22 protein-coding genes and 2 pseudogenes are annotated in these 24533 nt (G+C 57.0%); 5 read left to right on the top strand and 19 right to left on the bottom strand.

Annotated features, from left to right (window positions below; genetic code table 11):
• Nucleotides 1-45: 45 nt before the first annotated feature.
• Nucleotides 46-915, top strand: a complete 870-nt coding sequence (gene dapA, locus BCM02_RS00715; protein WP_148927142.1) for a 4-hydroxy-tetrahydrodipicolinate synthase — start codon at nt 46-48, stop codon at nt 913-915.
• Nucleotides 916-1059: 144 nt separating this feature from the next.
• Here the strand turns inward: dapA and BCM02_RS00710 are convergent, their stop codons facing one another.
• The gene (locus BCM02_RS00710; protein ID WP_148927141.1) at nt 1060-2874 is read right to left on the bottom strand and encodes a glycoside hydrolase family 30 protein; all 1815 of its coding nucleotides are present in this window, start codon (nt 2872-2874) and stop codon (nt 1060-1062) included.
• A 328-nt stretch (nt 2875-3202) separates the two neighbouring features.
• On the opposite strand from BCM02_RS00710, the gene BCM02_RS00705 reads away from it, so the two are divergent.
• Nucleotides 3203-3901: an aminoglycoside 3'-phosphotransferase gene (locus tag BCM02_RS00705; RefSeq protein ID WP_148927140.1), complete on the top strand. Its 699-nt coding sequence runs from the start codon at nt 3203-3205 to the stop codon at nt 3899-3901.
• A 45-nt stretch (nt 3902-3946) separates the two neighbouring features.
• Nucleotides 3947-5110: a methyl-accepting chemotaxis protein gene (locus BCM02_RS00700; protein ID WP_148927139.1), complete on the top strand. Its 1164-nt coding sequence runs from the start codon at nt 3947-3949 to the stop codon at nt 5108-5110.
• 124 nt (nt 5111-5234) lie between these two features.
• Here the strand turns inward: BCM02_RS00700 and BCM02_RS00695 are convergent, their stop codons facing one another.
• The 16 genes and pseudogenes from BCM02_RS00695 to BCM02_RS00620 form a co-directional block, all read right to left on the bottom strand.
• Nucleotides 5235-5573: a hypothetical protein gene (locus tag BCM02_RS00695; RefSeq protein WP_148927138.1), complete on the bottom strand. Its 339-nt coding sequence runs from the start codon at nt 5571-5573 to the stop codon at nt 5235-5237.
• 41 nt (nt 5574-5614) lie between these two features.
• A complete protein-coding gene (locus BCM02_RS00690; protein WP_148927137.1) occupies nt 5615-6034 on the bottom strand; it encodes a hypothetical protein in 420 nt (139 codons plus the stop codon).
• Nucleotides 6035-6132: 98 nt separating this feature from the next.
• A pseudogene (locus BCM02_RS00685) lies at nt 6133-6335 on the bottom strand (zinc ribbon domain-containing protein).
• Nucleotides 6336-6396: 61 nt separating this feature from the next.
• Nucleotides 6397-6597 carry a hypothetical protein gene (locus tag BCM02_RS00680; protein ID WP_148927136.1) on the bottom strand — a complete coding sequence of 67 codons (201 nt, stop codon included), beginning with the start codon at nt 6595-6597 and terminating at the stop codon, nt 6397-6399.
• A gap of 49 nt (nt 6598-6646) precedes the next feature.
• Complete coding sequence (locus tag BCM02_RS00675; RefSeq protein ID WP_148927135.1) at nt 6647-7366, bottom strand: CPBP family intramembrane glutamic endopeptidase; 720 nt, start codon at nt 7364-7366, stop codon at nt 6647-6649.
• The gene (locus tag BCM02_RS00670) at nt 7356-7919 is read right to left on the bottom strand and encodes a PadR family transcriptional regulator (RefSeq protein ID WP_148927134.1); all 564 of its coding nucleotides are present in this window, start codon (nt 7917-7919) and stop codon (nt 7356-7358) included. The genes BCM02_RS00675 and BCM02_RS00670 overlap by 11 nt, the downstream gene beginning before the upstream one ends.
• Nucleotides 7920-8095: 176 nt before the next feature.
• Nucleotides 8096-8386 carry a hypothetical protein gene (locus BCM02_RS00665; protein WP_148927133.1) on the bottom strand — a complete coding sequence of 97 codons (291 nt, stop codon included), beginning with the start codon at nt 8384-8386 and terminating at the stop codon, nt 8096-8098.
• A 93-nt stretch (nt 8387-8479) separates the two neighbouring features.
• Nucleotides 8480-10108, bottom strand: coding sequence for a response regulator (locus BCM02_RS00660; RefSeq protein ID WP_148927132.1), 1629 nt, complete (start codon nt 10106-10108; stop codon nt 8480-8482).
• Nucleotides 10105-11502 carry an ABC transporter substrate-binding protein gene (locus BCM02_RS00655; protein WP_148927131.1) on the bottom strand — a complete coding sequence of 466 codons (1398 nt, stop codon included), beginning with the start codon at nt 11500-11502 and terminating at the stop codon, nt 10105-10107. Before BCM02_RS00655 ends, BCM02_RS00660 begins: the two co-directional genes overlap by 4 nt.
• The gene (locus BCM02_RS00650; RefSeq protein WP_148927130.1) at nt 11499-13241 is read right to left on the bottom strand and encodes a cache domain-containing sensor histidine kinase; all 1743 of its coding nucleotides are present in this window, start codon (nt 13239-13241) and stop codon (nt 11499-11501) included. The genes BCM02_RS00655 and BCM02_RS00650 overlap by 4 nt, the downstream gene beginning before the upstream one ends.
• An 85-nt stretch (nt 13242-13326) precedes the next feature.
• The gene (locus BCM02_RS00645; protein WP_148927129.1) at nt 13327-14190 is read right to left on the bottom strand and encodes a carbohydrate ABC transporter permease; all 864 of its coding nucleotides are present in this window, start codon (nt 14188-14190) and stop codon (nt 13327-13329) included.
• Between the two features lie 5 nt (nt 14191-14195).
• Nucleotides 14196-15095, bottom strand: coding sequence for a carbohydrate ABC transporter permease (locus BCM02_RS00640; RefSeq protein WP_425466144.1), 900 nt, complete (start codon nt 15093-15095; stop codon nt 14196-14198).
• A gap of 142 nt (nt 15096-15237) precedes the next feature.
• Nucleotides 15238-16611 (bottom strand): ABC transporter substrate-binding protein, encoded by a 1374-nt coding sequence (locus tag BCM02_RS00635; RefSeq protein ID WP_148927127.1) that lies wholly within the window; start codon nt 16609-16611, stop codon nt 15238-15240.
• Nucleotides 16612-16863: 252 nt separating this feature from the next.
• On the bottom strand, nt 16864-18123 hold the full coding sequence (locus BCM02_RS00630; RefSeq protein WP_246183130.1) for an MFS transporter: 1260 nt from the start codon (nt 18121-18123) through the stop codon (nt 16864-16866).
• A gap of 768 nt (nt 18124-18891) precedes the next feature.
• Nucleotides 18892-19503 (bottom strand): DNA-3-methyladenine glycosylase I, encoded by a 612-nt coding sequence (locus tag BCM02_RS00625; protein ID WP_148927125.1) that lies wholly within the window; start codon nt 19501-19503, stop codon nt 18892-18894.
• A 61-nt stretch (nt 19504-19564) separates the two neighbouring features.
• Nucleotides 19565-20077: a hypothetical protein gene (locus BCM02_RS00620; RefSeq protein WP_148927124.1), complete on the bottom strand. Its 513-nt coding sequence runs from the start codon at nt 20075-20077 to the stop codon at nt 19565-19567.
• A gap of 116 nt (nt 20078-20193) precedes the next feature.
• Here BCM02_RS00620 and BCM02_RS00615 point away from each other — a divergent pair, with 116 nt between their 5' ends.
• Complete coding sequence (locus BCM02_RS00615) at nt 20194-20499, top strand: putative quinol monooxygenase (RefSeq protein WP_148927123.1); 306 nt, start codon at nt 20194-20196, stop codon at nt 20497-20499.
• A gap of 165 nt (nt 20500-20664) precedes the next feature.
• Here the strand turns inward: BCM02_RS00615 and gltC are convergent, their stop codons facing one another.
• Nucleotides 20665-21561, bottom strand: coding sequence for a glutamate biosynthesis transcriptional regulator GltC (gene gltC, locus BCM02_RS00610; protein WP_148927122.1), 897 nt, complete (start codon nt 21559-21561; stop codon nt 20665-20667).
• Between the two features lie 145 nt (nt 21562-21706).
• Between gltC and gdhA the strand changes: the two genes are divergently transcribed.
• Nucleotides 21707-23086 (top strand): NADP-specific glutamate dehydrogenase, encoded by a 1380-nt coding sequence (gene gdhA / locus BCM02_RS00605; RefSeq protein WP_148927121.1) that lies wholly within the window; start codon nt 21707-21709, stop codon nt 23084-23086.
• An 83-nt stretch (nt 23087-23169) separates the two neighbouring features.
• Here gdhA and BCM02_RS00600 read toward each other — a convergent pair.
• A pseudogene (locus BCM02_RS00600) lies at nt 23170-24528 on the bottom strand (glycoside hydrolase family 13 protein); the annotation flags it as partial.
• Nucleotides 24529-24533: the final 5 nt, after the last annotated feature.

The following is a 24533-nucleotide window of genomic DNA, read 5'->3' as shown; positions in this document are numbered from 1 at the left end:
ATGCTACAGTTAAGACAGCCAATCAACCGAGGAGGAAGCGCGCCTATGTTAAACGAAGCTGATCTACAGGGACTATTCGTCCCGCTTATAACCCCTTTCGATACGGAAGAACGATTGGATCTCGAATCTTATGACCGGTACCTCTCGTCTTTGCTTCAGCATGATATCCAAGGCATCGTGCTCAACGGAACGACCGGGGAATCGCCGACGGTCGCGTGGGAAGAAGTCGGAACCTTGTTCAAGGCGGCGCGAACATGCTTAAATCAGCGAAGATTGCCGATCATCGTGGGCAGCGGCACGAACAGCACCGCCGAATCGGTCCGGCGCACCGAAGCAGCCGGTCATTGGGGTGCGGATGCGGTGCTGGCGGTCACGCCGTATTACAGCCGACCTTCCGAGGAAGGCATCGTCGAACACTTCCGGCGCATCGCTTCGGTCGGCATCCCCGTCGTCGCCTACGAGGTCCCCTCCCGAACCGGCGTCGCCCTATCTCCCGAGATGATGAAGCGGATTCTCGATCTCGACGGCGTCATCGGGCTTAAGGATGCTTCCGGCGGCCTCTCGCTCGCGGCCGAGTTGCTGCCGCATTGTCCGAAGCCGATCCTCTGCGGCGAAGATGCCTTGCTCCTTGACATGCTGCAGCTAGGGGCGGCTGGCGGCATGCTTGCTTCGGCGAACGTGAATACCGCGGATTTCCTGAATCTCCTGACGCAAGTAACTGAAGGGAACATCAGCCTCGCCGCGGAAACGTTCGATCGGCTGCTCCCTCCCATCCGGCTGCTGTTCCGGGAATCGAACCCCGCTCCGCTTAAGTGGCTGCTCGCCCGGCAAGGCCTTCTCGCCTCCGACACGCTCCGCTGTCCCATGGGGCCGATTTCGGCCGGTTTGCAAGAAGAGCTCGTCGCGATCACGTAACGCCGATTACCAGCTCCACCTGCCTTTTTAGCCGGTTATCGCGTGTTAACAAGCCAAAAACCTGCAGCCGATTCGGCCGCAGGTTTTCGATTATCTTTCCTATATGGTTTCAGTTCGCTCTAACGAACCATGACTCGTCAGCCATCAAGGCGAAGACGTAATGACGACGTTCGCAACCTGCTTCTCCCACGAATCCGTGCCGGACAGCTCGATCTTCAAGTATTTCGTTCCCGTCGGCAGCAGCGGCACCGGCGCGTAGGTTTTGCGGTACCAGTTGCTGCCCGTGTACGCGCCAGGCGTGCTTACGTGCGAGATTCGCGTCCACGTCGCGTTATCCGGTGACGTATAGAACGCCACGCCGTCCCAGACGCTCGCATGATAGATCGTCGCGTTGAAGCCGGTCATGTTATTGACGTTGTAGACGAAGCTCTCGGTCGTGCCCGTTGTACGCTTCACGCGCGAAGAATCCCCGCCGAAATAGAGGCTGTTGGACGAATCCAGCGCGAGTCCGCTCGTATGAGAGGCCGTCTTCGTCCAGTTATTCAGCGGATCGTTCAGCTGCGTCTCCGCCGGATCGGCGGTCGATCCGCTCTGACCGACGTACGTGACGACGCTCTTCGCGGGAATGATCGTGTGCAAGGAGCCTCCGCTCGCTTGCACGTTACGCCCTTGCGCCATGTTCAGCGTGCTGTCCGTCGTATACGGAGTCAGTTTGCCCAGCGTGAAGCCGTTCGGCACGAAATTCAGCTCCGCCGACGCGTCGCCGTCGTTCACCGCGACGATCGTGATTTTGCCGGTCGCCGGATCTTTGTACGCGGTCGTGTAGACGCCCGATACCGGATTTTCCGTCGCGCCGATCCGCACGTAGCCCGGACGGATATATTTGCTGTAGCTGCCCAACGTGTAGTAGCGTTTCGTGATCGCATACGTGCTGGTCGCTTTGTCGACGTTGATGAGTCCTTCATCGTTGTTGCCCGGGATCGCGCCCGTCCAATACAGCCAAGCATTGACGTTCGCTTTGGTCATGAAGTTGTGGATTTGCTTGGCGAACTTCAGCCCCGAGCCGATGCCCGGATCATACGAATCGACGTCGGATACCTCGGTCATCCATACCTTCTTGCCCTTGGCCGCGGCCGTGGCGAACGGCTCGGTCGGCATCGTCGTATTGATGATCGGGATCGGATAGTTGTGCCCGCCGACGATGTCGATGCGCTCCGCCGAGGCTGGATCGTTGAGCGAGTCCTTCACGAGATCCTCCGACCACCAAGACGATTCGCCGACGATGACCTTCGTCCCCTGCACGCCTTGATTGATCATCTCCGGCTTCAAATAATCTTTCAGAAACACTTGGAAATTGGTCGAATTCCACTCGCTCGAATCCCACGTCAGGAACGTCATCGAGTTCGGTTCGTTCGCGACCGATACCCCATACAAATCCAGGTTGAATTGCGACTTGTATTCCTTCACGAATTTGGACATGAGGACCGCGTAATCATCGTAATTCTCGCTCTTGAGGTAGCCGCCGTTCGTCGTGGAATTGTTGGTCTTCATCCAGGCCGGAGGACTCCATGTCGAGGCCACCAGCTTGTTCACGCCTCTCGCCTTCGCCTGCTGCATGACCCAGACTTGATCCGGGCGGGCGTTGAAGTCATACTGTCCAGGCGCCGGATTGAACTGCGGGAAGATCGCGCCCCGCAAAATCGATGCGCCGATCCCCGTATCCTGGCGGAACAGCAGATCCATAATTTGGCTGCGAGCCGGCTCCTGCAAGTCATAGATCGCATCCGACCAAGCGGCCTGCGACACGCCGAAGCCGTCGATCTCCTGCTTGACGTCGTTCCAATTGATCGCGACATTCGAGGCCGCGCTGGCGGTTCCGGGCCCGAGCGCCGGGGTCAGCATCAGCACGCTGACGCCGAGTCCGGTCAAACTAAGCTTTTTGAACAGATTACCGATCACTTCAATCCACCGTCCTACGATTCGTATTGTGATCCCTTCCGGTCACGCAATCGCTGTCGGTCAGCTCCCTCCTCTGCAACCTGACGTCGTCTTCACAGAGAGTATAAGGGGCCGCATTCCCGCCATTCTACTAGGATGATGACTTCGTACTACGACGATCGTGACCGTGTTTGGACGGCTTGGTTGCAATAACAAATAAACCACCAGCAGGTGGTTTATTTGGAACAAACAGGTTTGCGAGTGGTGGCATGTATAACCAATCTATACGCTTCGGTACTTTGGAGGCATCTGATATGCTAGAAATAATGCGAGTAATGGAGGCTATCGGATGGAGAAAAAGAGGATCGCGTTTAATGCGGGCGCGCTGCCGCTTGGGATCAGAAGCTTATTCCAAGGGGCCGACGTGTACGACAGCAGTTGTTCGGAGCTAGCGCGTACGTTATTCGTCGACGGACCGAAACGCTGTTATGTCAAAATCGGAACGAAAAGCGCTTTGGAAAGCGAGGCGATAATGGGCTCGTTCCTGCATCGTCATCGGCTGTCGCCCGAACCGTTTGCCTATGAGACGGACGACGATCACGATTACTTGGTCACGGAAGCGATTGACGGCGAAGATGGCACGGATCCGGCGTTTCTCGAGCAGCCCGCAAAGCTTGCCTTCGCGTTCGGCGAACATTTGCGCATGCTTCATACGCTTCCCCTCGAAGGCTGTCCTTATCCGAATCGAACGAACGAGCTGCTGGTCGAACACCGGAGCAGCAAGATCTATTCTCCTGCTACGGATCCCGTCGTTATGCATGGCGACTACTGCTTGCCCAACATTATCTTAATCGAATTCGCGTTCCGCGCCTTCATCGATGTCGGCCATGGCGGCGTAGGCGACCGGCATTACGATCTGACGTGGGGACTATGGTCGCTTCAACATAACTTGAAGTCGGATGCATTCGGGGACCATTTCCTGAACGGATATGGAAGAACGTACTTCGATGACTTCAATTTGCGTTATTTTCGTAACCTGATTCGTTAGGTTCGGCGCAAATCCGTTGCCGCAGACATCTGCCGCTTCACCTTGATGAACAGCCAAACCCGCCATTCTCCGGCATTCCGGCGTTCGGACATAATTACCTTTGCGCTGGCCGCCCTAACTATACTACACTTGCTGAGCGTAACGAAGCCGGTTCGCGAAATGGAAAGCTTGATGAACCAAGCGGCTAGCGGCGAATTGACCGTCGTCGGCACGTATTCGTCGCGTGACGAGTTGGGTAGCTTGACCAATTCGTTCAATAATATGGTTAGCGGCCTGCGCGAGCTGATCGGCACGGTCAGCGAAACGTCTCGCAAAGTCGCCGAGTCCTCCGAAGAACTCAGCATGAGCGCGGACCAAAGCAGCTCGGCGACCGAGCATATTTCGCACACGATTCAAGAACTGGCTTACGGCGCCGAACAGCAGGTGCAGACCGTGAAGAGCAGCACGGAGACGATTCAAGAGATGTCGTCGAGAACGAAGCATATCTCGAACGCGGCTTCGATGGTGAAAGGAACCGCCCACACGGCAGCCGTGCAATCCGATCAAGGCGCATATGCCATCACGAACGCGATCGGGCAAATGAACGCCATCCACACGCGCGTCTCCAGCCTATCGCAAGCCGTGACGGATCTGGGCGAGCGTTCGAAACAGATCGAACTCATCTCCAAGTCGATCTCCGATATTTCCGGCCAAACGAATTTGCTTGCGCTTAACGCGGCTATCGAAGCGGCGAGAGCCGGCGAGCACGGCCGCGGATTCGCCGTCGTGGCGGACGAAGTGCGGCAGTTGGCCGAGGAATCGTCCGGCTCCGCCAAGCAAATCTCGGAACTGATCAATCAAATTCAGCGCGAGACGCAGACCGTCGTCGATTCGATGTCGGACACGATGCACGAAGTTAGCAGCGGCATCGACGTCGTCAACGGCGCCGGAGAAGCTTTCCGCCAAATTCAAGACGCAATCCAGGTGGTGACCAGCCAAATCACCGAGGTGACGGCCGCGGTCGAGGAGCTCTTGCACGGTACCGGCGAGGTCGCGCATTCGATCACGGACGTGAACAAGATCGCCGAAGACACGGCAGCCGGCACGCAGCACGTATCCGCGGCCACGCAGCAGCAGCTAGCCTCGATGGAGGAGATCAACATGTCCGCCTCGCGATTGGCCGGCATGGCCGAGGAATTAAAGCACATCGTTGACCGGTTCAAATATTGATCACCGCAACAAAGCCTCTCTTTTCCGGATAACCGGCGAAGAGAGGCTTTTCTACTTGCCAAAAAACGGTTGCCGCCCGAAGGCGACAACCGTTAATTCGTGTGCATGGAAAAGTAAAGGATGATTACCAGCCCGTACGGGGACGTTGAATGGAGTCCGTCGCTTTATCGATGTCGTTCATCATCTCTTTAATCCGGTCAAGCCCTTGCTGAAGCTGCTTCTGATGCGCGTCCAACCGGTGAGCGATCGCGCGGATCTGCTCCTGCGACGGCGCGTACTGCGCGCCCGCCATCTCGATCAATTCCTTCTCCAACGCGTCGATGCCGATGAGACCGGTGCCGAGAATTTCGATGCCAAACTTCGCTTTATCCGCGATATGGTCGATTTTCCAGGCTGTTTCTTTCGCTTGGTTGTTGCCCCAACCGGACATGTAGTTGCCTACTGGCGGCGTGTAATCGCTCATGCGAGTTGCCTCCTCATTGTGGGTCTTGATTGCGGGTCATTTTACTTCTGATATTTATCGGTAATCTCGTCGATCTTATTCGTGAGTTTGTCGATTTCGTCGGTCAAGCCGTCGATTTCGTTCGTCAGTTTGTCGACGTCCTTAATGTTCTTCTGTACTTCATCGATGTTGCCGCCTGCCGCGACGACTTTCGACATGACTTCTTGCGCGATCGACGTAACGAGCACTTGCACGTGATCCGGAGCGTTCTGGCCGACTTGCGCCACGAGGCGGTCGATCAACGGCTTGATTTGATTCAAGGTCGATGCGGCATTCGTCAGCTCGCGACCACAGGAATTCAACTCGGAGTCGATTTTATCGGATACGCGGTCGATTTTGGACTGTGTAATTTGGTCGATATCGCGTACAACTTTATCGATTTCGTTTGCCATTTCGCGGACTGCGCCTTTACCTACTAACATTAGCATTCTCCCCCAGCTGGTTGACAGATTCTTGAATACTTATTAATTATAAGGTGAAACGTTTGCCACATCAATTAAAAAGCAGTTAAATTCTTAAATTAACCGAAGAAGAAGTCGAGCACATTCGAGGCGCTCGATGAACGCCGATTGTAAAATTCCGAGTAGCCGCAGTTATTACAGTACACCACGATAAATTCGTTTTTTTGCACGTCGAACATTTTCGACAGGCCCGTTCCCGCCATCGCGACTTCTTTCGTGCTCGCGTCCCGGCTCCGCATTTCACGCAGCCTTTTTCGCTCACGGCATCACCTCTCCATTTTTTACAATTTACGGAATCTATACGGAAAAGGTTTCGGCAGCGGTCAGAAAATGATCGTGACTTCGACATCCTCCCAAATTTCGAATAAGCGTTTTCCGTTAATCGTGCCGTTCGGCGTATGCGTTATAGAATATTCGATCCCTTGATAGATAAAGTGCAGTTCATGTCCGATGTCTAGATCCTTAAGTAGTTCTTCATAGGTATAGGGCTCTGGTTGGCGATCGTTTTCGTGTTTAGGGTCCATCTCAATTCCATCCTATAATCAATCATTAACCAATCGTACCACTCTCAATTTACTTCATCAACAACGCGATGAAGATAACTACATCCTGCAGAAAATGGATCGCGAGCGCCCAGAAGAACCCTTTCGTCTCGAACATGGACTTCGCGAGCAGCCACCCGATGTACGCAGCCATCAACACCCCCGGTATCCCGCCCGGCGTTCCGAAATAATGCACGATGCCGAAGGTCAACGCGGCCAATCCTTGCGCCACATAGGGCGAATACCCGTACCGATGGACCACGGCAACGAACGAGAACCGGAAGATGATTTCCTCCGCGAACGCGTTCATGAGCGCGAACAAGACGATTAGCGGGAGTCCCGGGAATAGATCCAATGTTATACGCTCGCCGTGAATGACTTGGAAATAGATCACGACCGCGGTCACCAAGGTAATGACGACGGCCATGTTCCTCCCCACGTTGTTCCACGAATCGGAATCGCTCGGCTTAAGGCCGATCCAAGGCTCAGGGCGTATGCGGCCATCCCGGTTCCGGAGGTTTAAATACGATAGTCCGGCTTTCCCCGTCATCGCAGCCACGATCGCAATCACGACAAGCACGATCATAAGCACCGTAATCTGATAGCTAATCTCCGTATTGTAGGTTCCCCGTTCAAAAAACGAAAATGCTAAAAGCGGATGATCCCGAATCCATAAGAGGGTTGGCGCGATCGCGACCACGATCAACGTGATTGCGAGAAGAGGAAGCAAGCGAAGGTTTCTATTCGTCATGACTTTCCGGTCTCCCATCCATTTGGTTTAACACGTCCAAGGCATGCTCGCACCATTCGATCGTCATGCGTACATACCGCTCTCCGTAATCGAGCGTCAACAGCCATAACCGCGCTTGCCGGCTATCCGCGCTTGTTACCGTCGCCTTAATTCCGCCCAGCATGCCGAGCAACTGCCGGCACGCCGACCGCTCTTCCTCCACATAAGCGACCAAGTTCGGAATATGTCTGTCTTCGGAGACGAAGATTTTCATTAGCAATTCATTCCTCATCACGGGCTCTTCCGGCGTTAACGTCAGCCAACCATCGACCTGTTCGCAGCCTTGCGGCGTAATGCCATATACCTTCTTCTGGCGCCCGGTCGTCGTCTCTTCGAGGAGCGAGACCGCCCCTTCCCGCTCCAATTGCTGCAAGCTCTTGTGAATATGCCCGTAGGACTCGTTCCAGAACAGCCCGATGCTCTCTTTCGTGAACTTGACGAGCTCATACGCGCTCATCGGCTTGATCCGCAGCAAGCCTAGAATAGCAAAATGGGTGGTGTTGATCCGTTTCACGTTAGCCTCCTCATCACTAATATATCTTTGAGATATATAATATACTCAGCATAAACCATTTTGTTCCACACGGCAATCCTTTTTGCGCGACTGCATGTCAAAAAGGGCGCCGCCTAATAATAAGGCAACGCCCTTTCCTACTTCCGATAATGCCGATCAATGCCGTAACTCTGCCGCTAACCTTGCCCCTGCGCCTGTTTGTACTCGCGCTCCAATCGTTCTTTCAGCGCGTCGTTGCTTCCTTGCATCATCATCCGAATTTCGTCCCATTGCGCGGTCGCCATGCGGATCGCATCCAAATTCGATTCCTCGGCGTAACGACCGATATCGTCCAGCAGCGTCAGCGCAAGCGCTTCTTTCGCATTGACGAAGCTCGCCTCCACGTTCGACGTCGTCCGGTATTGCTCGTAAAACCGTTTCATCCGCTCGATCAGCGTCTCGTTCGCTATGTTCGTCAACGTTGCCATTCTGTCCCCTCCTCGGCCTGAAACATATCGCAGAATCGGTTCTAATTTGCGCCGATTGCGGCAATTTCATCCGAGAATAAGACGGGTTCCGACTCAATCGCTCGCGGCCTTCACGCCATCCGTTCGCGCTTCCTCTCGATATTCCGAAGGCGTAAGCCCGGTCGTTCGCTTAAACACTTGGGTGAAATATTTCGGATCCTGGTACCCGACGAGCGGCGCGATCTGGTACACTTTTACCTCGGTATGGCGGAGGATGTATTTCGCCTTCTCCATCCGGTAATGGGTCAAATATTCGAGGAAGGTATATCCGGTGACGCTCTTGAACATCGCGCAAAATTGACTGGTGCTAAGCTCCGCGATCTGCGACACCTCTTCGATGCCTAGATCGTTCGCAAAGCGGGCTTCCATATAGCGGATCGCTCGCTCGATCATGCTCTGTCCGTCTTCCTTGGAAGGCTTGGCAAGACCGGCCTTCATCCGTTCCTCGAACGCCTGTTTGAGCTGTCCGATCCACTCGTCCGGCGTCTGCGCTTCCTGGAGCCGAATGAGGAGCTCGTGCAGAGTTGCGCCATCGGGCGGCGGGGCATGCTCGAAGCGCCGGTATAACGCTGCCGCGATGCCGGCCATGACGCCGCTCACTTGCGCCTTGGTCAGCGCGCTGCGTCCGAAATAATCCCGCAGTTCCTCCAGCCCCTCGGAGAACCCGTTCACGTCCAGCAGCTGCGCGCATTGAGCCAACTTGCTCTCCAACGCCTTGGGGTATTGTACCGGCTCCGCCGCGTGGCCGGGCAGCTCCTCCTCCAGAAACACGCGCCGGGACTCCGCGAAGAACTTTCGGTTCAGCGCCAAAGTCGCCGCTTCGTAAGCGCCGCTGAGCCGATCCAGCCCCGACACCGTGCCGCTGATGCCGACGTGGCAGCTTAGCTTGGCATAGACGCCGACCACCTGCGTCAGCTCGGCGCCGATCTCCCGCTTCGCCTCCGCGGACGCATCGGGGAACAGCAGCACCCATTCTCCGCCGTGGAAAGGGAATACGACCAGGCCGCCGTAACGGCCCGACCATTCTTCGATGATGTTCCGGACCGCGAACGCCCACAGCTGCCGCTCGTCGGGGGACCAGCCGCGATAGGCGTTCACCTTGGGATCTAGCTGGACGACGACCATATAATAAGGCTGATCCAGCTCGCTGCTCTCCAGCCAATGAAGCTGGGTGAGCGGTCTGGGCGTACCTTCGATCAGCTCGGCCAGCATTCGCTCCCGGGCTAGCATCGACAGCGATTGAACCGAATGAAGCAGCCGCTCGTTCTCCAAGCGCGAATGCCGCTGGCGATCCAGCTTTTCCACGGCCCGGGCGATCATGCCCGTCAGCTCCTCGTGATCGATCGGCTTGAGCAAATAATCGAACGCGCCTTGCCGCAGCGCGTCCCTGGCATATTCGAACTCTCCGTACCCGCTAATGAAGATGAATAGCGGCTCCGTCTCCATCCCGCTCTCCATCGCCTGCTTCATCATCGAGATGCCGTCGAGCGTCGGCATCCGAATATCGCTGATGACGAGATGGGGCGCATGCTCGCGCGCAATCTGCAGCGCCTCCTCCCCGTTACGCGCCTCGCCGACGATCGCAAGCCCGAGCTCTGGCCAAGGGATCGCGGCCCGGAGACTGCGCAGAATTAGCGGCTCGTCGTCCGCGATCACGACTTTATAGCGCTGCTCCGCCTTCATTCTTTCGCCTCCTCTTCCGCTGCCTCTTCCACTGCCTTCGCGGGACTTGCCGCCCGCGAAGTACCTTGAATCATGCGCCAATAAGCTCCGGAAGCCGCATCCAACCGTCGAAGCGCCTCTTCGGGAGCAGCCGTTCCTTCCAACAGCTCCGCCACGATCTGGAGAAAGGCGCTGTTGACTTCCGGCGCGAGCACGTTGTCGTACGCCAGAAAATCAAGTCCGTCCCGCTCCACCAGCTCCATGACTTGCGCGAAGATCGGCCCCGTCCGCTCGCTGTCTACCGGAATGCGCATCGCCGGAATCCGGTTACCTTCGTAGACGAGCCTGCTCTGGATGTCGGCCGTGTAGATCGAACGGAGGAGTTCGATGGCCGCTTCCTTCTGCTTGCCGGCCAAATTCGACGAGAGCGCGATGCCGAGCGTATAACCGCCGGCCATATCGCCTTCGCCGCCTTCTTCCATCGACGGGAACGGCAGCACGCCTACCTCGTCCCGGAACGCTCTTGGCGCATCCCCGTCCTGAAGGAGCGTAATATCCCAACTGCCGTTCACGTACATCGCCGCCCGACCGCTCGTGAACAGGCTAATCGCCGTCTCGCCCGACAGTTCGTTCGCCGCTGTAGGGAATGCGCCGCGGCGGGTCCAGTCTTCAAGCAGGCGAAATGCCCGTGCGTATGCCTCGTTCGCGAACGCGCTCCCTTGTCTTCCTTGAGCGAGCGCTTCGATCTGGTCCGATCCGGCGAAGCCGTCCATCAAGTAATGCGCGTAAATGCCGGCCGGCCAGCGGTCTTGATTGCCAAGCGCGAACGGGATGTAACCCGCTTGTTTGATACGCGCGATCGCCTCGTCCAGCTGCTTGACCGAGGAAGGCGCCGCGAGCCCCAGCTCCCGGAAGATCCGTTTGTTATAGAAGAGCGGCTCCGCATGTCCTTCCAGTGGCAGTCCGTATAGGCGCCCATCGCGGGAAAATTGGCTCGTATCCTTGAATTGCGCCGCCCAGCCCGCCTCGCGCGCGACGTCGGTCAAATCCATAAGCCGGTTCGACCGGATGTACGGCACGATTTCGGCCCCGCCGAACAGGACGAATATATCGGGCGGCGTTCCCGCGACCATCTCGCTCTTGAGCTTGTGCTCCCGGTGGATCGTCTGGTCAATTCCTTCGAAATTGATTTTGACGTCCGGACGAGACAGTTGATAGGCGGCTACCGCATCTTCGAAGATGCGCAGGATCGGACGATCGTGCTCTTTGATCCAGAAGTGCCGGAAGGTGAGCTTGATTTTCTCCTGCGGCGCTTGTTCGATCGGCTCGGTCTTGGCGGACACGACGATGAGCACCGCGCCGGCCAGCAGGAGCGAATACAGGAGCATCCAGCTCCAAGCTTGCCACGATCTCATGCGTCTCCCTCCTTCGCGAACTCGCCTTTCGGGATCCGAATCCGGATCGTCGTGCCGCAATCCGGCGACGTGCAGATCAGGATGCCATATGCCCGGCCGAAGCGGATGCGGAGCCGCTCCTGAACGTTGCGCAGGCCGACTCCTTTATCCTTGTATTTCGCTCGTACGCCCGCCGTTTCGTCGTCCGGCTGCTTCAGCACGTTCGGATCGAAGCCGGGGCCGTTATCCGAGATATAAATATAGAGGCAGTCGCGTCCTTCCTCGGCATGAATGCGAATCCACCCTTTCTCCCGCATCGGCTCGATGGCGTGATACAGCGCGTTCTCCACGATCGGCTGGACGATCAGCTTCTGGGTGAGCTGCGGCTTCAACGATTCCGGCAACGCGATTTCGAATTCGAACTGATCCTCGAAGCGCAGCTTCTGAATATAGAGGTAGTGGCGAACGTGTTCGAATTCCATGGCCAGCGGGATCAGCTCTTGGCTTTCGCTGATCGAGATCCGCAGCAGCTTGCCGAGCGAGACGACCATCCGGCTAATGTCTTTGTTGCCCTGCAGCACGGCCATCGAATTGATCGACTCCAGCGAATTGTAGATGAAATGCGGGTTGATCTGCGACATGAGCGCCTGCATCTCCGCTTCTTTCTTGCGCGCCTGCTCGGTCTCCACCTGCACGAGCAGCTCTTGGATTTGGCCGCTCATCCGGTTGAATCCCTCGATCAGGCGGCCGGATTCGTCCGTCGTCCGAAGCGGCGGGCGAATCGGCTTGAAGATCCGCTGTTCGACGCGCTTCATGCCGTTCACCGCGCTGTTGATCATGCTGACGAGCGGCAGCACGAAGAAGCGATCGAACATGAGCGCGGACAGCAGCGAAAACGCTACCAAAATAATCGCCGTGTTGCGAATCGGCTCGGACTCGGAGCGCAGCAGCGCGAGCGGCGTGATCGCCACCCACATCCATTGCGTATTATGGGATGGCATATAAGTGATCAGAGACCTCACTTCGCCGTAACGGTCGATGTAGTGATTGTCGGCAGGCTCGTAAGCTTCCTCCGAGAGAAACGGGAAATCGGCCCGCACGCCCGTCGCTTCCCCCGATCGGTCGTACACGATGGCGCCTTCCTTGTTCACCAGCAGCATATCACCTTGCCGCAAGGTTGCCGCTTCCCAGAACACCTGCTCCAGAATGTCCGGCTTCACGCCCATGACCAGGTAGCCGATATCTTCGAGCGAATAATAATCTTTCACGACTCGGGCGTGGATCAGAATCGGCTTGCCGCCGTAGCTGGAGCCGTTCTCGCCGGGGCCCGACCAGATCGGCTTCCCTTCGGCCGCCTTCATCCGATTGAACCACGGCTGATCGCGCAGCTCCCCGAACTCCGACACGTTATAGCCGATAACCTGGCCTTCCGTCGTGATCAAGCTGAACGAGTCGATCATCGGATGATTGATGAGCAGATTGATCATCTCCTGCCGCCGTTCGTAGCCGGGGTTCTGCCCGCCGCGCTTGAGCGCCTGCTGGATGACGGGCTGGGTGATGGCCGCTCCCGATACCGCCGAGATTTCGTTCAAGGCGAACTTCAGCTTGCGGTCCGACTCCAGCAAGGAAATGCCGTAGAAGCTGCTCGATTTCGTCTCGATCGCCTTGGAGAACTGCGTGTAGGAAATGACGCCCATCGCCAGCACCGGGATGAAAATAAGCAGGATGATCGCGAGCAAAATTTTGCGCCTGAGTTTCATGGGTGCGTCGACCTGCTTTCCGCTTCATTTTCCTTCAACATTCTCCGTCTTCCGGACTATTTCCTGCGCTTTCGGCGCGGTTTTGTTAACTTTTCACGGCGCCGCTCGTCAGCCCCGTAATGAACCAGCGGCTGAACAGCAGGAACACGACGAGCAGCGGCAGCGTCGCCATGAAGGTGGCGGACATGATCATGCCGTAATCGAGCCCGTCCCTAACCGTGAACAGCTGCTGCAGCGCGATCTGAATCGTGAAGTGCTCGCTGTTCTTCAGCACGACGAGCGGCCAGAAGAAGTCGTTCCACGTGTTCAGGAAGGTGAAAATGCCGAGCGTCGCCATGGCGGGCGTAATGACCGGCACCGCGATGTTCCAGAAGATGCGGAAGTGGCCGCAGCCGTCGATGCGCCCCGCCTCGATCAGCTCGGTATGCACGGCCGAGGAGATATACTGCCTCATCCAGAAAATGCCGAACGCGTTGACCATGGCCGGCACGATGAGCGCCTTGTAGGTATCGATCCATTGCAGCTTCGCCATGATGACGTACGTCGGCAGGACGCCTAGCTGCTGCGGCACGAACAGCGTGCCGATGACGAAGAAGAACAGCGGCGTCTTGAACCGGAACTGGTACTTCGCGAACGCGTAGCCGGCCAACGTGCAGAAGAAGAGCACCGACGCGGTGACCGAGATCGAGACGATCGCCGAATTGCCGAGCGCATGGAAGAAGTCCGATTGCTCGAGCGCCCGCTTGAAGTTGGCGACGAACTGGTCGCTCGGCGTGAGCAGAGGCGGCACGTGGAACGCGCCGCTCTTGTCGCGGGTCGAGATGACGAACATCCAGTAGAAAGGGAAGACCGAGAACGCCGCCCCGACGATAAGGACGAGATGGTAGAAGAACGAAGCGGCAAAGCCCGGCTTATCCGCGTTCCGGTTACGGGTGCTTGCTTTCACCATGCTGGCTAACCTCTCCCTTCCGTGTCGCCGCCCAGACGGTTCGACACCCACATGTTCACGACCGAGAACAGAATCGTAATAAGGAACAGCATGACCGCCGTCGCCGCCGCCGTGCCGAAGAAGCTGTTGCGGAACGCCTCGCTGTACAGATAGATGACCATCGTGATGCCTTCCTGCCGAGTAGAACCCGTTCCCGATTGGCCGAGGAACACGTATGGCTCCGTGAACAGCTGCAGGCTGCCTATCGTGGAGAGCAGCACCGTGAACAAGATGAACGGCTTGAGCAATGGCAGCGTAATGTACGCCATCTGCTGGCTCCGGCTCGCGCCGTCGATCCGCGCCGCCTCGTACAGATCCGTCGGAATGCTCTGCAGCCCGGACAAATAAATAATGGCGTTGTAGCCGGTCCAGCGCCAGATCACCATACTGGCGATCGCGATCTTGACGCCCCACCAGCCGGAGTTCCACGCGACGTCGTCGAACCCGAGCGTATTCAGCAGCCAATTGCCCATGCCGTGATTGCCGAAGAATGTGCTGAAGACGAGCGTGACGGCCACGATCGACGTGATGTTCGGCATAAAATAAAGCACGCGCAGCCCCTTCTTCATCCGGGTCAAGCCCGAATTGAGCATGACCGCCAGCACGAGCGCGATTATAAGCTGCGGCACCGTGCCCATCGCGCTAATGAGCAGCGTATTGCCGAACGAGATCCAGAAGGTCGGATCCTCCACCACCCACTTGTAATTTTGCATGCCGACGTAAGTCATCGGGCCAAGCGCGTCCCACTTGAAGAAGGACAGATAGATCGTGAATATGATCGGATAGAGTCCGAATACAGCGAACAGCAGGAAGAACGGCGAAATAAACAAGTAGGCGGTCAGTTGGCCGCGCCTGTTCTCCGTCATCCACGGACGTTTGAGCGGGCGCGCCGCGGCGGCCTCGATTGATCTCTCCATAGCACCCTCCGAATGAGTAATCGCTTCATGGACAAGCAGGCAGAGAACCAGCGGCTGCCGCTGGTCCCCTGCTTGCCCGGATTCTCGTTAATTAGCTGCGCTCCGCAAGCTTCTTCGCCTGCGCGATCGCGTTCTTCCACTCTTCCGCCGGATCGGCTTTCTTCTCCAGCACGTTCTTCAGCCCGGCTTTGATGAAGGAATCCGTCTGGTCGTGCAGCGGGCCGTAGAACATCGGCTTGACGCGCTCGGCCGCCTTGCCGTATTCGGCCGCGGTCTTCTGGCCGCCGAAGAACTCGTCGGCGAAATCCTTGAACGCCGGATCTTCGTACAACACCGGAATCGACGGCATTAGACCTTTCGTCTTGAACGTCTCCAGCTGGCGTTCCTGGCTGTCCAGCCACGAGATGAATGCGAACGCTTCCTTCGGATGCTCGCTTTCCTTCGGCAGCGCGAGGAACGAGCCGCCCCAGTTGCCCGAACCTTCCGGCAGCTGCGCAATCCGCCACTTGCCGGCAGAGTCCGGTCCGTTGCTCTTGATGTTGCCCGCCATCCACGCCGGCCCCGGCAGAATGAGGAAGTCGCCGTTGTTCGTCGCTTGACCCCATTCCGGCGACCATAGCGCCCAGTTGCCGACCCAGCCTTCCTGAATGCCTTTAACGGTGAAATCGTACGCCTTCTTGATCTGCGGATTCGTCTCCGCGATCAGCGATTTGTCGGCTTTGCTGAAATAAATTTCGCCGTCCGACTGGTCGCGAAGCGCATTGTAGATGAGGTCCGTGCCGTCCACGAACGGCTTGCCCGTCTTCTCCTTGAACTGCTTGGCGACCTGCGCGAATTTATCCCACGTGTCGATCGCCGCGCTGAATTCGGCCGGGTCGGTCGGCAGTCCCGCTTGCTCGGCGAGATCCGTCCGGTAGTAGACCACGGTCGGCCCGATGTCCGTCGGCAAGCCGATGACGAAGCTGCCGTCCGCGGAAGCGCCCTGCTTCCATTTCCACTCGAGGTAGTTTGCCTGCAGCTCCTTGGCGCCCAGGTCGTTCAAGTTGTGGAATTTGTCCTGGGCATTGATGAACCGTTCCATGAAGCCGATCTCCAGCTGGAAAATATCCGGCGCCCCGGATCCCGCCGACAGCGCCGTCGTCAGATTATTGTGATGCGCCGTCTGATCGCCCGTGTTCTGCACTTTCACCTGGATATCGGGATTCTCGGCGTTCCACACTTTGACCAAGTCGTCGTAGCCGGTATTGCCGAGCGTCCAGAACGATAGCTCGACTTTGCTCGGGGACGCGGCGTTTGCTCCTTCGTTCTTCCCTTGCGCGTTGCCGCCGCTCGCCTCGTTGCCGTTGCCCCCGTTACCGTTCGCGCCGCCTCCATTGCCGTTTCCGTTGCCTCCGCTGCATGCCGCCAGCGAGAAGACGAGCGCCGCGCTCATGAGCGACATCGCCCACTTTTTGCTTGCATTCATCGTACGTTTGACCCCTCTCAACATTTGGTAAGCTTACACGATTAACTGTAAAACATCGCCAAACATTTGATGAGGAGGCATTCTTCCGATTTGAGGTTGAAATTGTTCCGGCGATAAGGCGTAAACTTGCCGACTGAGCAGCGCTGACCCGCGTAATCGCCATCGCCCACGCAAAAAACACGCCTTTGCAGGCGTGTTGACGAACTAGCTTATGGATGCGACGAATTAGATGCGACCAATCCAGATGGAACGTCACTTCGGGGAGGAGATGCCGTTCGAGGCCGACGCTTGCGGTTTGGCGCGCGACCATAAGACGACGGGAATAAGGAGCAGCGCGAGCGCACCTCCGGCAAGCGATAGTGCGGCATAACTCGTCTGGGCGACCACCATGCCGGACAGCGCCCCGCCCGATGCGCCGGCTAACGCGATGAGCACGTCGAGCGATCCTTGCATCTTGGCGCGCGAGGCCGGATCGGTCGCATCGACGATGAGCGCGGTTCCGCTAATAAAGCCGATGTTCCAACCGAGCCCGAGCAAGGCAAGCGCGGCAATAAGCAGCGGCATGGAGTCGGCCGGCGCCAGCGCGGCCAACACGCCCGCGAGCAGCAGCAAGCCGCCAGCCGCCGTCGCCATGACCGTCCGGCCCCATTTGTCCACCAGCACCCCCGTAATCAGGGAAGGCAAATACATCGAGCCGATATGGATGCCGATAACCACGCCAACGTCGCCCAAGCTATGCCCGTGGTGCTTCATATGGATCGGCGTCATCGTCATAATCGCGATCATGACGATCTGGGTGAGCACCATGACGGCCGCGCCGACGGCCAGTCCCCGATTGCCGGCTCGCGCTGCGGGCGCGCCTTCCGCCGACTTCGTTTGGTCCCGTTGTCCGGAAGAGGCTGCGATACGCGACGCTTCAAGCAGGGGATCGGGACGCAGGAAAATCAACAGCACGCAGCCCGCCAGCAAGAACGCGGCAGCTGCCAGCATGAACAAGCCGTTCAGAGGCGGCAGTCCCACTGACGTTGCCAACCGTCCCGTAACGCCCACCAAATTCGGACCCGCGACCGCGCCGAACGTAGTCGACACCATCGCCATGCTGATTGCCCTGGCCCGCTGGTCCGGCCGCGCCAAATCCGTGCCCGCGTATCGTGCCTGCAGGTTAGCGGCCGTCCCCGCCCCGTAGATAAAGAGGGCGACGAACAGCAGAACAACGCTGTCCACCTTCGCCGCCAACAGGACGCCGACCGCGCCGACGCCGCCAACCAGGAATCCGCCCGCCAATCCGAGCCGTCGGCCGCGGCGCTGCGAGATACGTCCGATCAGCAAAGACGCCAGGGCGGAACCGATCGTAAGAAGCGCGGCGGAAACGCCCGCGATGCTCTCCGTGCCCAGCATCTCCTGCGCCAGCAGCGCGCCTACCGTCACGCCGGCAGCTAATCCGGCTCCGCCGAATATCTGCGCGATGATTACGATCAGCAGCGATCGCTTATATAATTGTTGCCGCTGCATGCGGCCCTCGGCATCTCCTCGAGGAGTCTGTCGTTCTTGCGTCATTCGCGCATCACCTTCCCTATTTGCTCCCTCCCCCTTCCCCCTCCGCTGAGGGAACCATAGGACTTCGCCCTCTGGACTCCCTTCTTCGTGCAGCCACCATTGTTCGCGGTCGGCGATTAGGCTTGAGCGGGGCACGCTTTTGTCCTGACGGACAAAGCTTCAGCAGGTTTTGAAGTCCTCCTAAGACTTCAGCCTATCAACTAACGGCCTTAGTTGGCTTCATCCGACGTTTTTCCTTAACCTGACAGCATTGCCCTCCGCCTAGGGGAACCAAAGCCTATGCTTCCGAAGTGCGCTTTCCGTTGGAAAGCGCTCAGGACTTTGCCCAAGCGTATGCTTCAGAAGTGCGTTTTCCTTTGAAAACGCTCAGGACTCCCTTTTTCGTGCTGTCGCACTTGTTCGCTGTCGGCGATTGGGCTTCAGCGGCGCACGCTTTTGTCCTGACTGACAAAGCTTCAGTAGGTTTTGAAGTCCGGCCTATGACTTAAGCCTGTCAACTATAGGCCTAAGTTGGCTTCATCGGACGTTTCCCCTTAACCTGACAGCATTGCCCCTTAGATAGGTAAAGTCTAATACGATTTCGTTGTTAAGGACATAGACTAATTCAAGTCTTATTTGCCACCGGCTTGGATATTGAAAGTCTACTCGGTTATAGGTCAAAAAAAACCGGTCTTTCGAACCTTCTCGTTCGGAAAGACCGGCCTCGCTCGATGAGAGTCGCCGTTATCGCCCGGGGCGTCTAAACGACGCTCTCGCCTGCTCGACTTGGCCTCGAATTACGCATTGCTCCGCATGATCGTTAATTAGTCCCATCGACTGCATGAAGGCATACATCGTGGTCGGTCCGACGAATTTCCATCCCTGCTTCTTGAGCGCCTTGGACAAGGCGACCGATTCGGCGGAGGTTGTCGCGGACCGAGGCGGCGCAACCGGTTCCTGCTCAGGTTCGAAACGCCAAATAAAGGCTGCGAGCGACCCTTCCCGTTCGACGATATCTCGCGCCAGCCGCGCGTTGTTCAGCACCGCCTCGATTTTGCCGCGATGCCGAATGATGCCTTCGTTGCGTACAAGCCGCTCGACGTCGCGCTCGGTATAATGTGCGATACGGTTGAAATCGAATTGATCGAACGCCTCGCGGAAATGACCGCGCTTCAAAAGAATGGCGCGCCAGCTTAATCCGGATTGGAATCCCTCCAGACTTAATTTCTCGAACAACCGGACATCATCCCGAACCGGGAATCCCCATTCCGTATCGTGATAGTCGAGCATCTCCGGCCCGCCGGCGCACCAACGGCAGCGCGATTGTCCATCCGGACCCGTTACGATATCGTTCATCTTTGGATTCTCCTCGTGTGCCAGACTTACGATGCAGATTAGCACATACGTTCTCGTATTGTCAAAGCGTTTGTGATCGCTGAATGCTGCATTCCCGGTCTTTCGACCGTGAACGCAAACCAATCAGCTTCGGCTGAATGCTGCATTCCCGGTCTTTCGACCGTGAACGCAAACCAATCAGCTTCGGCTGAATGCTGCATTCCCGGTCTTTCGACCGTGAACGCAAACCAATCAGCTTCGGCTGAATGCTGCATTCCCGGTCTTTCGACCGTGAACGCAAACCAATCAGCTTCGGCTGAATGCTGCATTCCCGGTCTTTCGACCGTGAACGCAAACCAATCAGCTTCGGCTGAATGCTGCATTCCCGGTCTTTCGACCGTGAACGCAAACCAATCAGCTCTGAATGCTGCATTCCCAATCTTTCGACCGTGAACGCAAACCAATCAGCTTCGGCTGAATGCTGCATTCCCGGTCTTTCGACCGTGAACGCAAACCAATCAGCTTCGGCTGAATGCTGCATTCCCGGTCTTTCGACCGTGAACGCAAACCAATCAGCTTCGGCTGAATGCTGCATTCCCGGTCTTTCGACCGTGAACGCAAACCAATCAGCCCTTTTGTCGCGATTTTACAAGACATGACGGCCTGTCTTTGCTAATCTATAGCGAATTGAACATAATGGAGGAATCTGACATGCAGAAGTTTTCAATGGTTGCGAAATTTATAGCCAAAACCGGGGAAGGAGAAAAACTCGCCCGCATCCTGCTGGACGCCGGCGACTCCTTGCAAGCCGTTCCCGCCTGCGAAGCGTATATCGTCTATCTTTCGGACACGGAAGCGGATACGATATGGGTGACCGAGATTTGGGCAGACGCCCAGTCACATGAGGCATCGCTTGCGCAGCCGGAGACCCGGGCGGCGATCGCCCAGGCGATGCCGCTGATCGAAGGCGTCGAAGGCACGAAACTGCGGCCTCTTGGCGGCAAAGGCTTGACCTAATCCGAGATTGGGCACCTCTATGCCCTTCCTATCCCGCAACATGTTCAACTTGCGCAGACAGCTGGAGCAAGGCTTGTTCCCGTTACACAAGCGTCTGCTCGCTTAAATCAAACCAGGCTTTGTTCCCCGTCGGCGAACAAAGCCTGTTGACGTTCGGCGCTCTGATTACGAATCGTGCCGCGCAAAAAATTCGGCCAGAAATTGAATGAACAACTGCTCCGTGGGAAGCAATTTCCGCTGCGTCGGAGAGATAACGCCGATCGTCCGGGTCACTTGGGGATCGACCAGCGGGATTTTCACCGTGGCGTGCGGCGTGTTATCCACCAAGGTCACTTCGGGCATAAGCGCGACGCCGAGACCGGCCGATACCAGCCCTTTCAACGCGTCGATATCGTCGCCTTCGAACGCGATATGAGGCGCGAAACCGATCTCGCCGCACGCGTTCCATACGATGTCCCGAAAGATCGTCCCCTCGGGCAGCGTGACGAAGGCATCCTCCCGCAGCTCCTCCAATCGGATGCTCGGCCGATCGGCTAAACGATGGTGGATCGGCAGGAGCGCCACGATTCGTTCGGTGAATAAGAGCCTGGATTTAATGCCGCTCGCTCCGACGGGCAGCGGGGCGATCATGGCGAGATTAAACTCTCCGTTCGTCACGCCCTCGATCAAATCGCGGTAGAGCGCTTGCCTCATTTGAAATTTGGCCTCCGGATACCGCTCGCGAAACGCATAGATGGCCGTCGGCAGCACGTGCGCGGCCAAACTGATCGGGAACGCGATGCGGACGACGCCTCGCTCCGGCTCGAGATACTCCTTCACTTCCCGTTCGGCTTCGCCGATCATATACATCACCTGCTCGACGCGTTCCAGCAGGATTTTCCCGATCGGCGTTAATTTGACTCTCCGGCCCGTCCGTATGAAAAGATCGACTCCGAGTTCGCTCTCCAGCTGGAACAGCTGCCGGCTAACGGAGGATTGCGCGACATGCAGCGCATTCGCCGCCTCCGTGACATGCTCCCGCTTCGCAACCTCCATAAAATATCGCATTTGTCTGACTTCCAAGGCGCGCCCCTCCTCTTTATGCATTTAACGCATCAACTCGATGTGATCTGAATATTGAAGCGATGATTCACTAAATAATAATATTAATCTACGATCGGAAAAAGAGGAATGAATTTCCGCAATGCAACCATGAAGGAGTGTACGTATGAGTTTAGTAGAAGAAGTCATGCAAGCCAGCTCGCCGGATGCGCATCTATACGTAAACGATGTTTACGAAATCGTAAAAAAACGCAATCCCCATGAAACCGAATTCCATCAAGCCGTGAACGAAGTCTTTCTCTCTCTCGTTCCGGTTCTCGCTCAAAATCCCGTCTATATGGAGCACGGCATCCTCGAACGCTTGGTCGAGCCGGACCGGCTCATCGCCTTCCGCGTGCCGTGGCTGGACGACAACGGCAAGGTACGGGTGAACCGCGGCTTCCGCGTTCAATTCAGCAACGCGATCGGACCCTACAAAGGCGGCTTGCGCTTTCATCCTACCGTCAACGCCAGTATCGTTAAATTCCTCGGCTTCGAGCAAATTTTCAAAAACGCGCTGACCGGTCAAGCGATCGGCGGCGGCAAAGGCGGTTCCGATTTCGATCCGAAAGGTAAATCGGATCGGGAAATCATGCGCTTCTGCCAAAGCTTCATGACCGAGCTGAGCAATCATATCGGCGCGGATACGGACGTGCCGGCCGGCGATATCGGCGTCGGCGCGCGGGAAATCGGCTATATGTTCGGTCAATACAAAAGGCTCGTCGGCGCCTATGAAGCCGGCGTGCTCACCGGTAAAGGCATCGGCTATGGTGGCAGTCTCGGCCGCAAGGAAGCGACCGGATACGGTGCGGTTTACTTCGTGGAGCATATGTTGAAGAGCGCGGGACTCGGCTTCGACGGGAGCACCGTCGTCGTGTCGGGATCGGGAAACGTGTCGATCTACGCGATGGAGAAAGCGATGCAGCTCGGCGCCAAGGTTGTCGCGTGCAGCGATTCCGGCGGCTATATTTATCATGAAGCCGGCATTAACCTCGCTACGATCAAACGGCTAAAGGAAGTCGAGAACCGGCGATGCCGGGATTACGTCATCGAGCATCCCGATGCGGTCTATGTGGAGGGCTGCTCCGGCATCTGGACGATCCCGTGCGATATCGCGCTGCCGTGCGCGACGCAGAACGAGATCGACAAGGCGTCCGCCGAGCTGCTCGTTCGCAACGGCGTCAAAGCCGTCGGCGAAGGCGCCAACATGCCTTCGACGCTGGAAGCGATCGATGTCTTCCTCGACCACAACGTCTTGTTCGCGCCCGCCAAAGCGGCCAATGCGGGCGGCGTGTCCGTCTCCGCCTTGGAGATGGCTCAGAACAGCGCGCGTCTATCGTGGTCGATGGACGAAGTCGATGCCAAACTGCGGCAGATCATGAACAATATCTACAGCGAGTGCATGACGGCTTCGGAGAAATACGGCGTCCCCGGCAACCTGGTCATCGGGGCCAACATCGCCGGCTTCGTCCGAGTGGCGGATGCCATGATCGCGCAAGGCGTTTGATTGAATAAGCGGTGCACGAAGAGGGAGCAAGCCGAGATGGCTTGCTCCCTTCTCATCTATCTACCGATTGCCGAGTTTCAAGTTCATACGGCTTGTACCGCGCGCATGGGGACGACTACGCTTTCTCCAGGCGGCAAGCTCAGCCTGATTAGCGAGCGATCGGCATATACTTTCCTTCCGGTTATCCGGTCGTGATAGATTCCCGTGACGACGTCCGCGCCGATGCTCGTCGGCGCGAGCTCTTCATTCTTCCAACCCTCGGACAAATTCATGACGATCAGAACGAGCTCCTCCTCATGATGCCTCGTGTAAATGAGCAGTTCTTCTTCCTTCGTGTCCAAGAACCGGATCTCGCCGGTCTGCAGCGCGCGCTCTTGCTTTCGCATGGCGGTCAGCTGCCGGATATGGCGAAGAATATCGGAATCCCAACCATTCGCATCCCAATTCATGGTTCTGCGGCATTCCGGATCTTCGCCGCCCGTCATGCCGACTTCATCCCCGTAATAAATGCTCGGGACCCCCGGAAACGTATATTGAAACACGAGCAGGCGCATCAAAATCTCATGGCGTCCATCGCAGGCCGTGAGCAATCTTGCCGTATCGTGGCTTCCCAGCATATTGAACAAATTGGCATTGACTTGTTCGGGGTATTGCATCAGCAGCCGAATCAAGGCATGGATAAAGGACGGCCGATCGATTCGGCGGCAAACGAAATAATCCAGCGCCAGCGTCCGAAGCGGATAGTTCATGACCGAATCGAATTGATCTCCCCCGAGCCAAGGCAGCGCATCATGCCAGACTTCGCCGATTAGCCAAATATCCGGACGGATATCCTTTAACCGGCTTCTGAAGGCTCGCCAGAAATCGTGATCCACTTCGTTCGCGACATCCAACCTCCAGCCGTCGATTTCCGCTTCTTTCGTCCAGTAAATCGCGGTGTCGATGAGGTATTCGGCTACTGCAGGATGAGCCGTATTCAGCTTGGGCATGTTCTTCTCGTAGCCGAAAGCGCGGTAAGGCAGCGGATTCCCTGCTTCCGGTTGCGGCTCGACAAAATGAAACCACTCGTAATACGGGGATTCTGTCCCCTTCTTATTCGCATCCACGAATGGGGCAAAATCGCTTCCGCAATGGTTGAACACCGCATCCAGCACGACCCGAATCCCTCTGCGATGACATTGTTCAACCAGCAGCTTCAGCGTGTCTAACGTCCCGAAAGACGGATCGATCAATTGATAATCGCTTGTATCGTATTTGTGGCTGCTAGGCGACGCGAATATCGGCGTCAAGTACAGCACGTTTGCCCCTAAGGCATGAATATGACCCAGCTTATCCAGGATGCCTTGCAAATCGCCGCCAAACCGATTCCAATAGGTAGGGTCCGCGTTCCATGGGACGCTATTCGGCGGGTCGTTACGGGGATCGCCGTTATGATACCGGTCCGGAA

It is taken from the genome of Paenibacillus methanolicus (genome assembly GCF_008124765.1).
GTDB classification, from domain to species: Bacteria; Bacillota; Bacilli; order Paenibacillales; family Paenibacillaceae; genus Paenibacillus_Z; species Paenibacillus_Z methanolicus.
The sequence above is the reverse complement of the archived record's forward strand: the minus strand, read 5'-3'. Positions and strand labels throughout refer to the sequence as shown.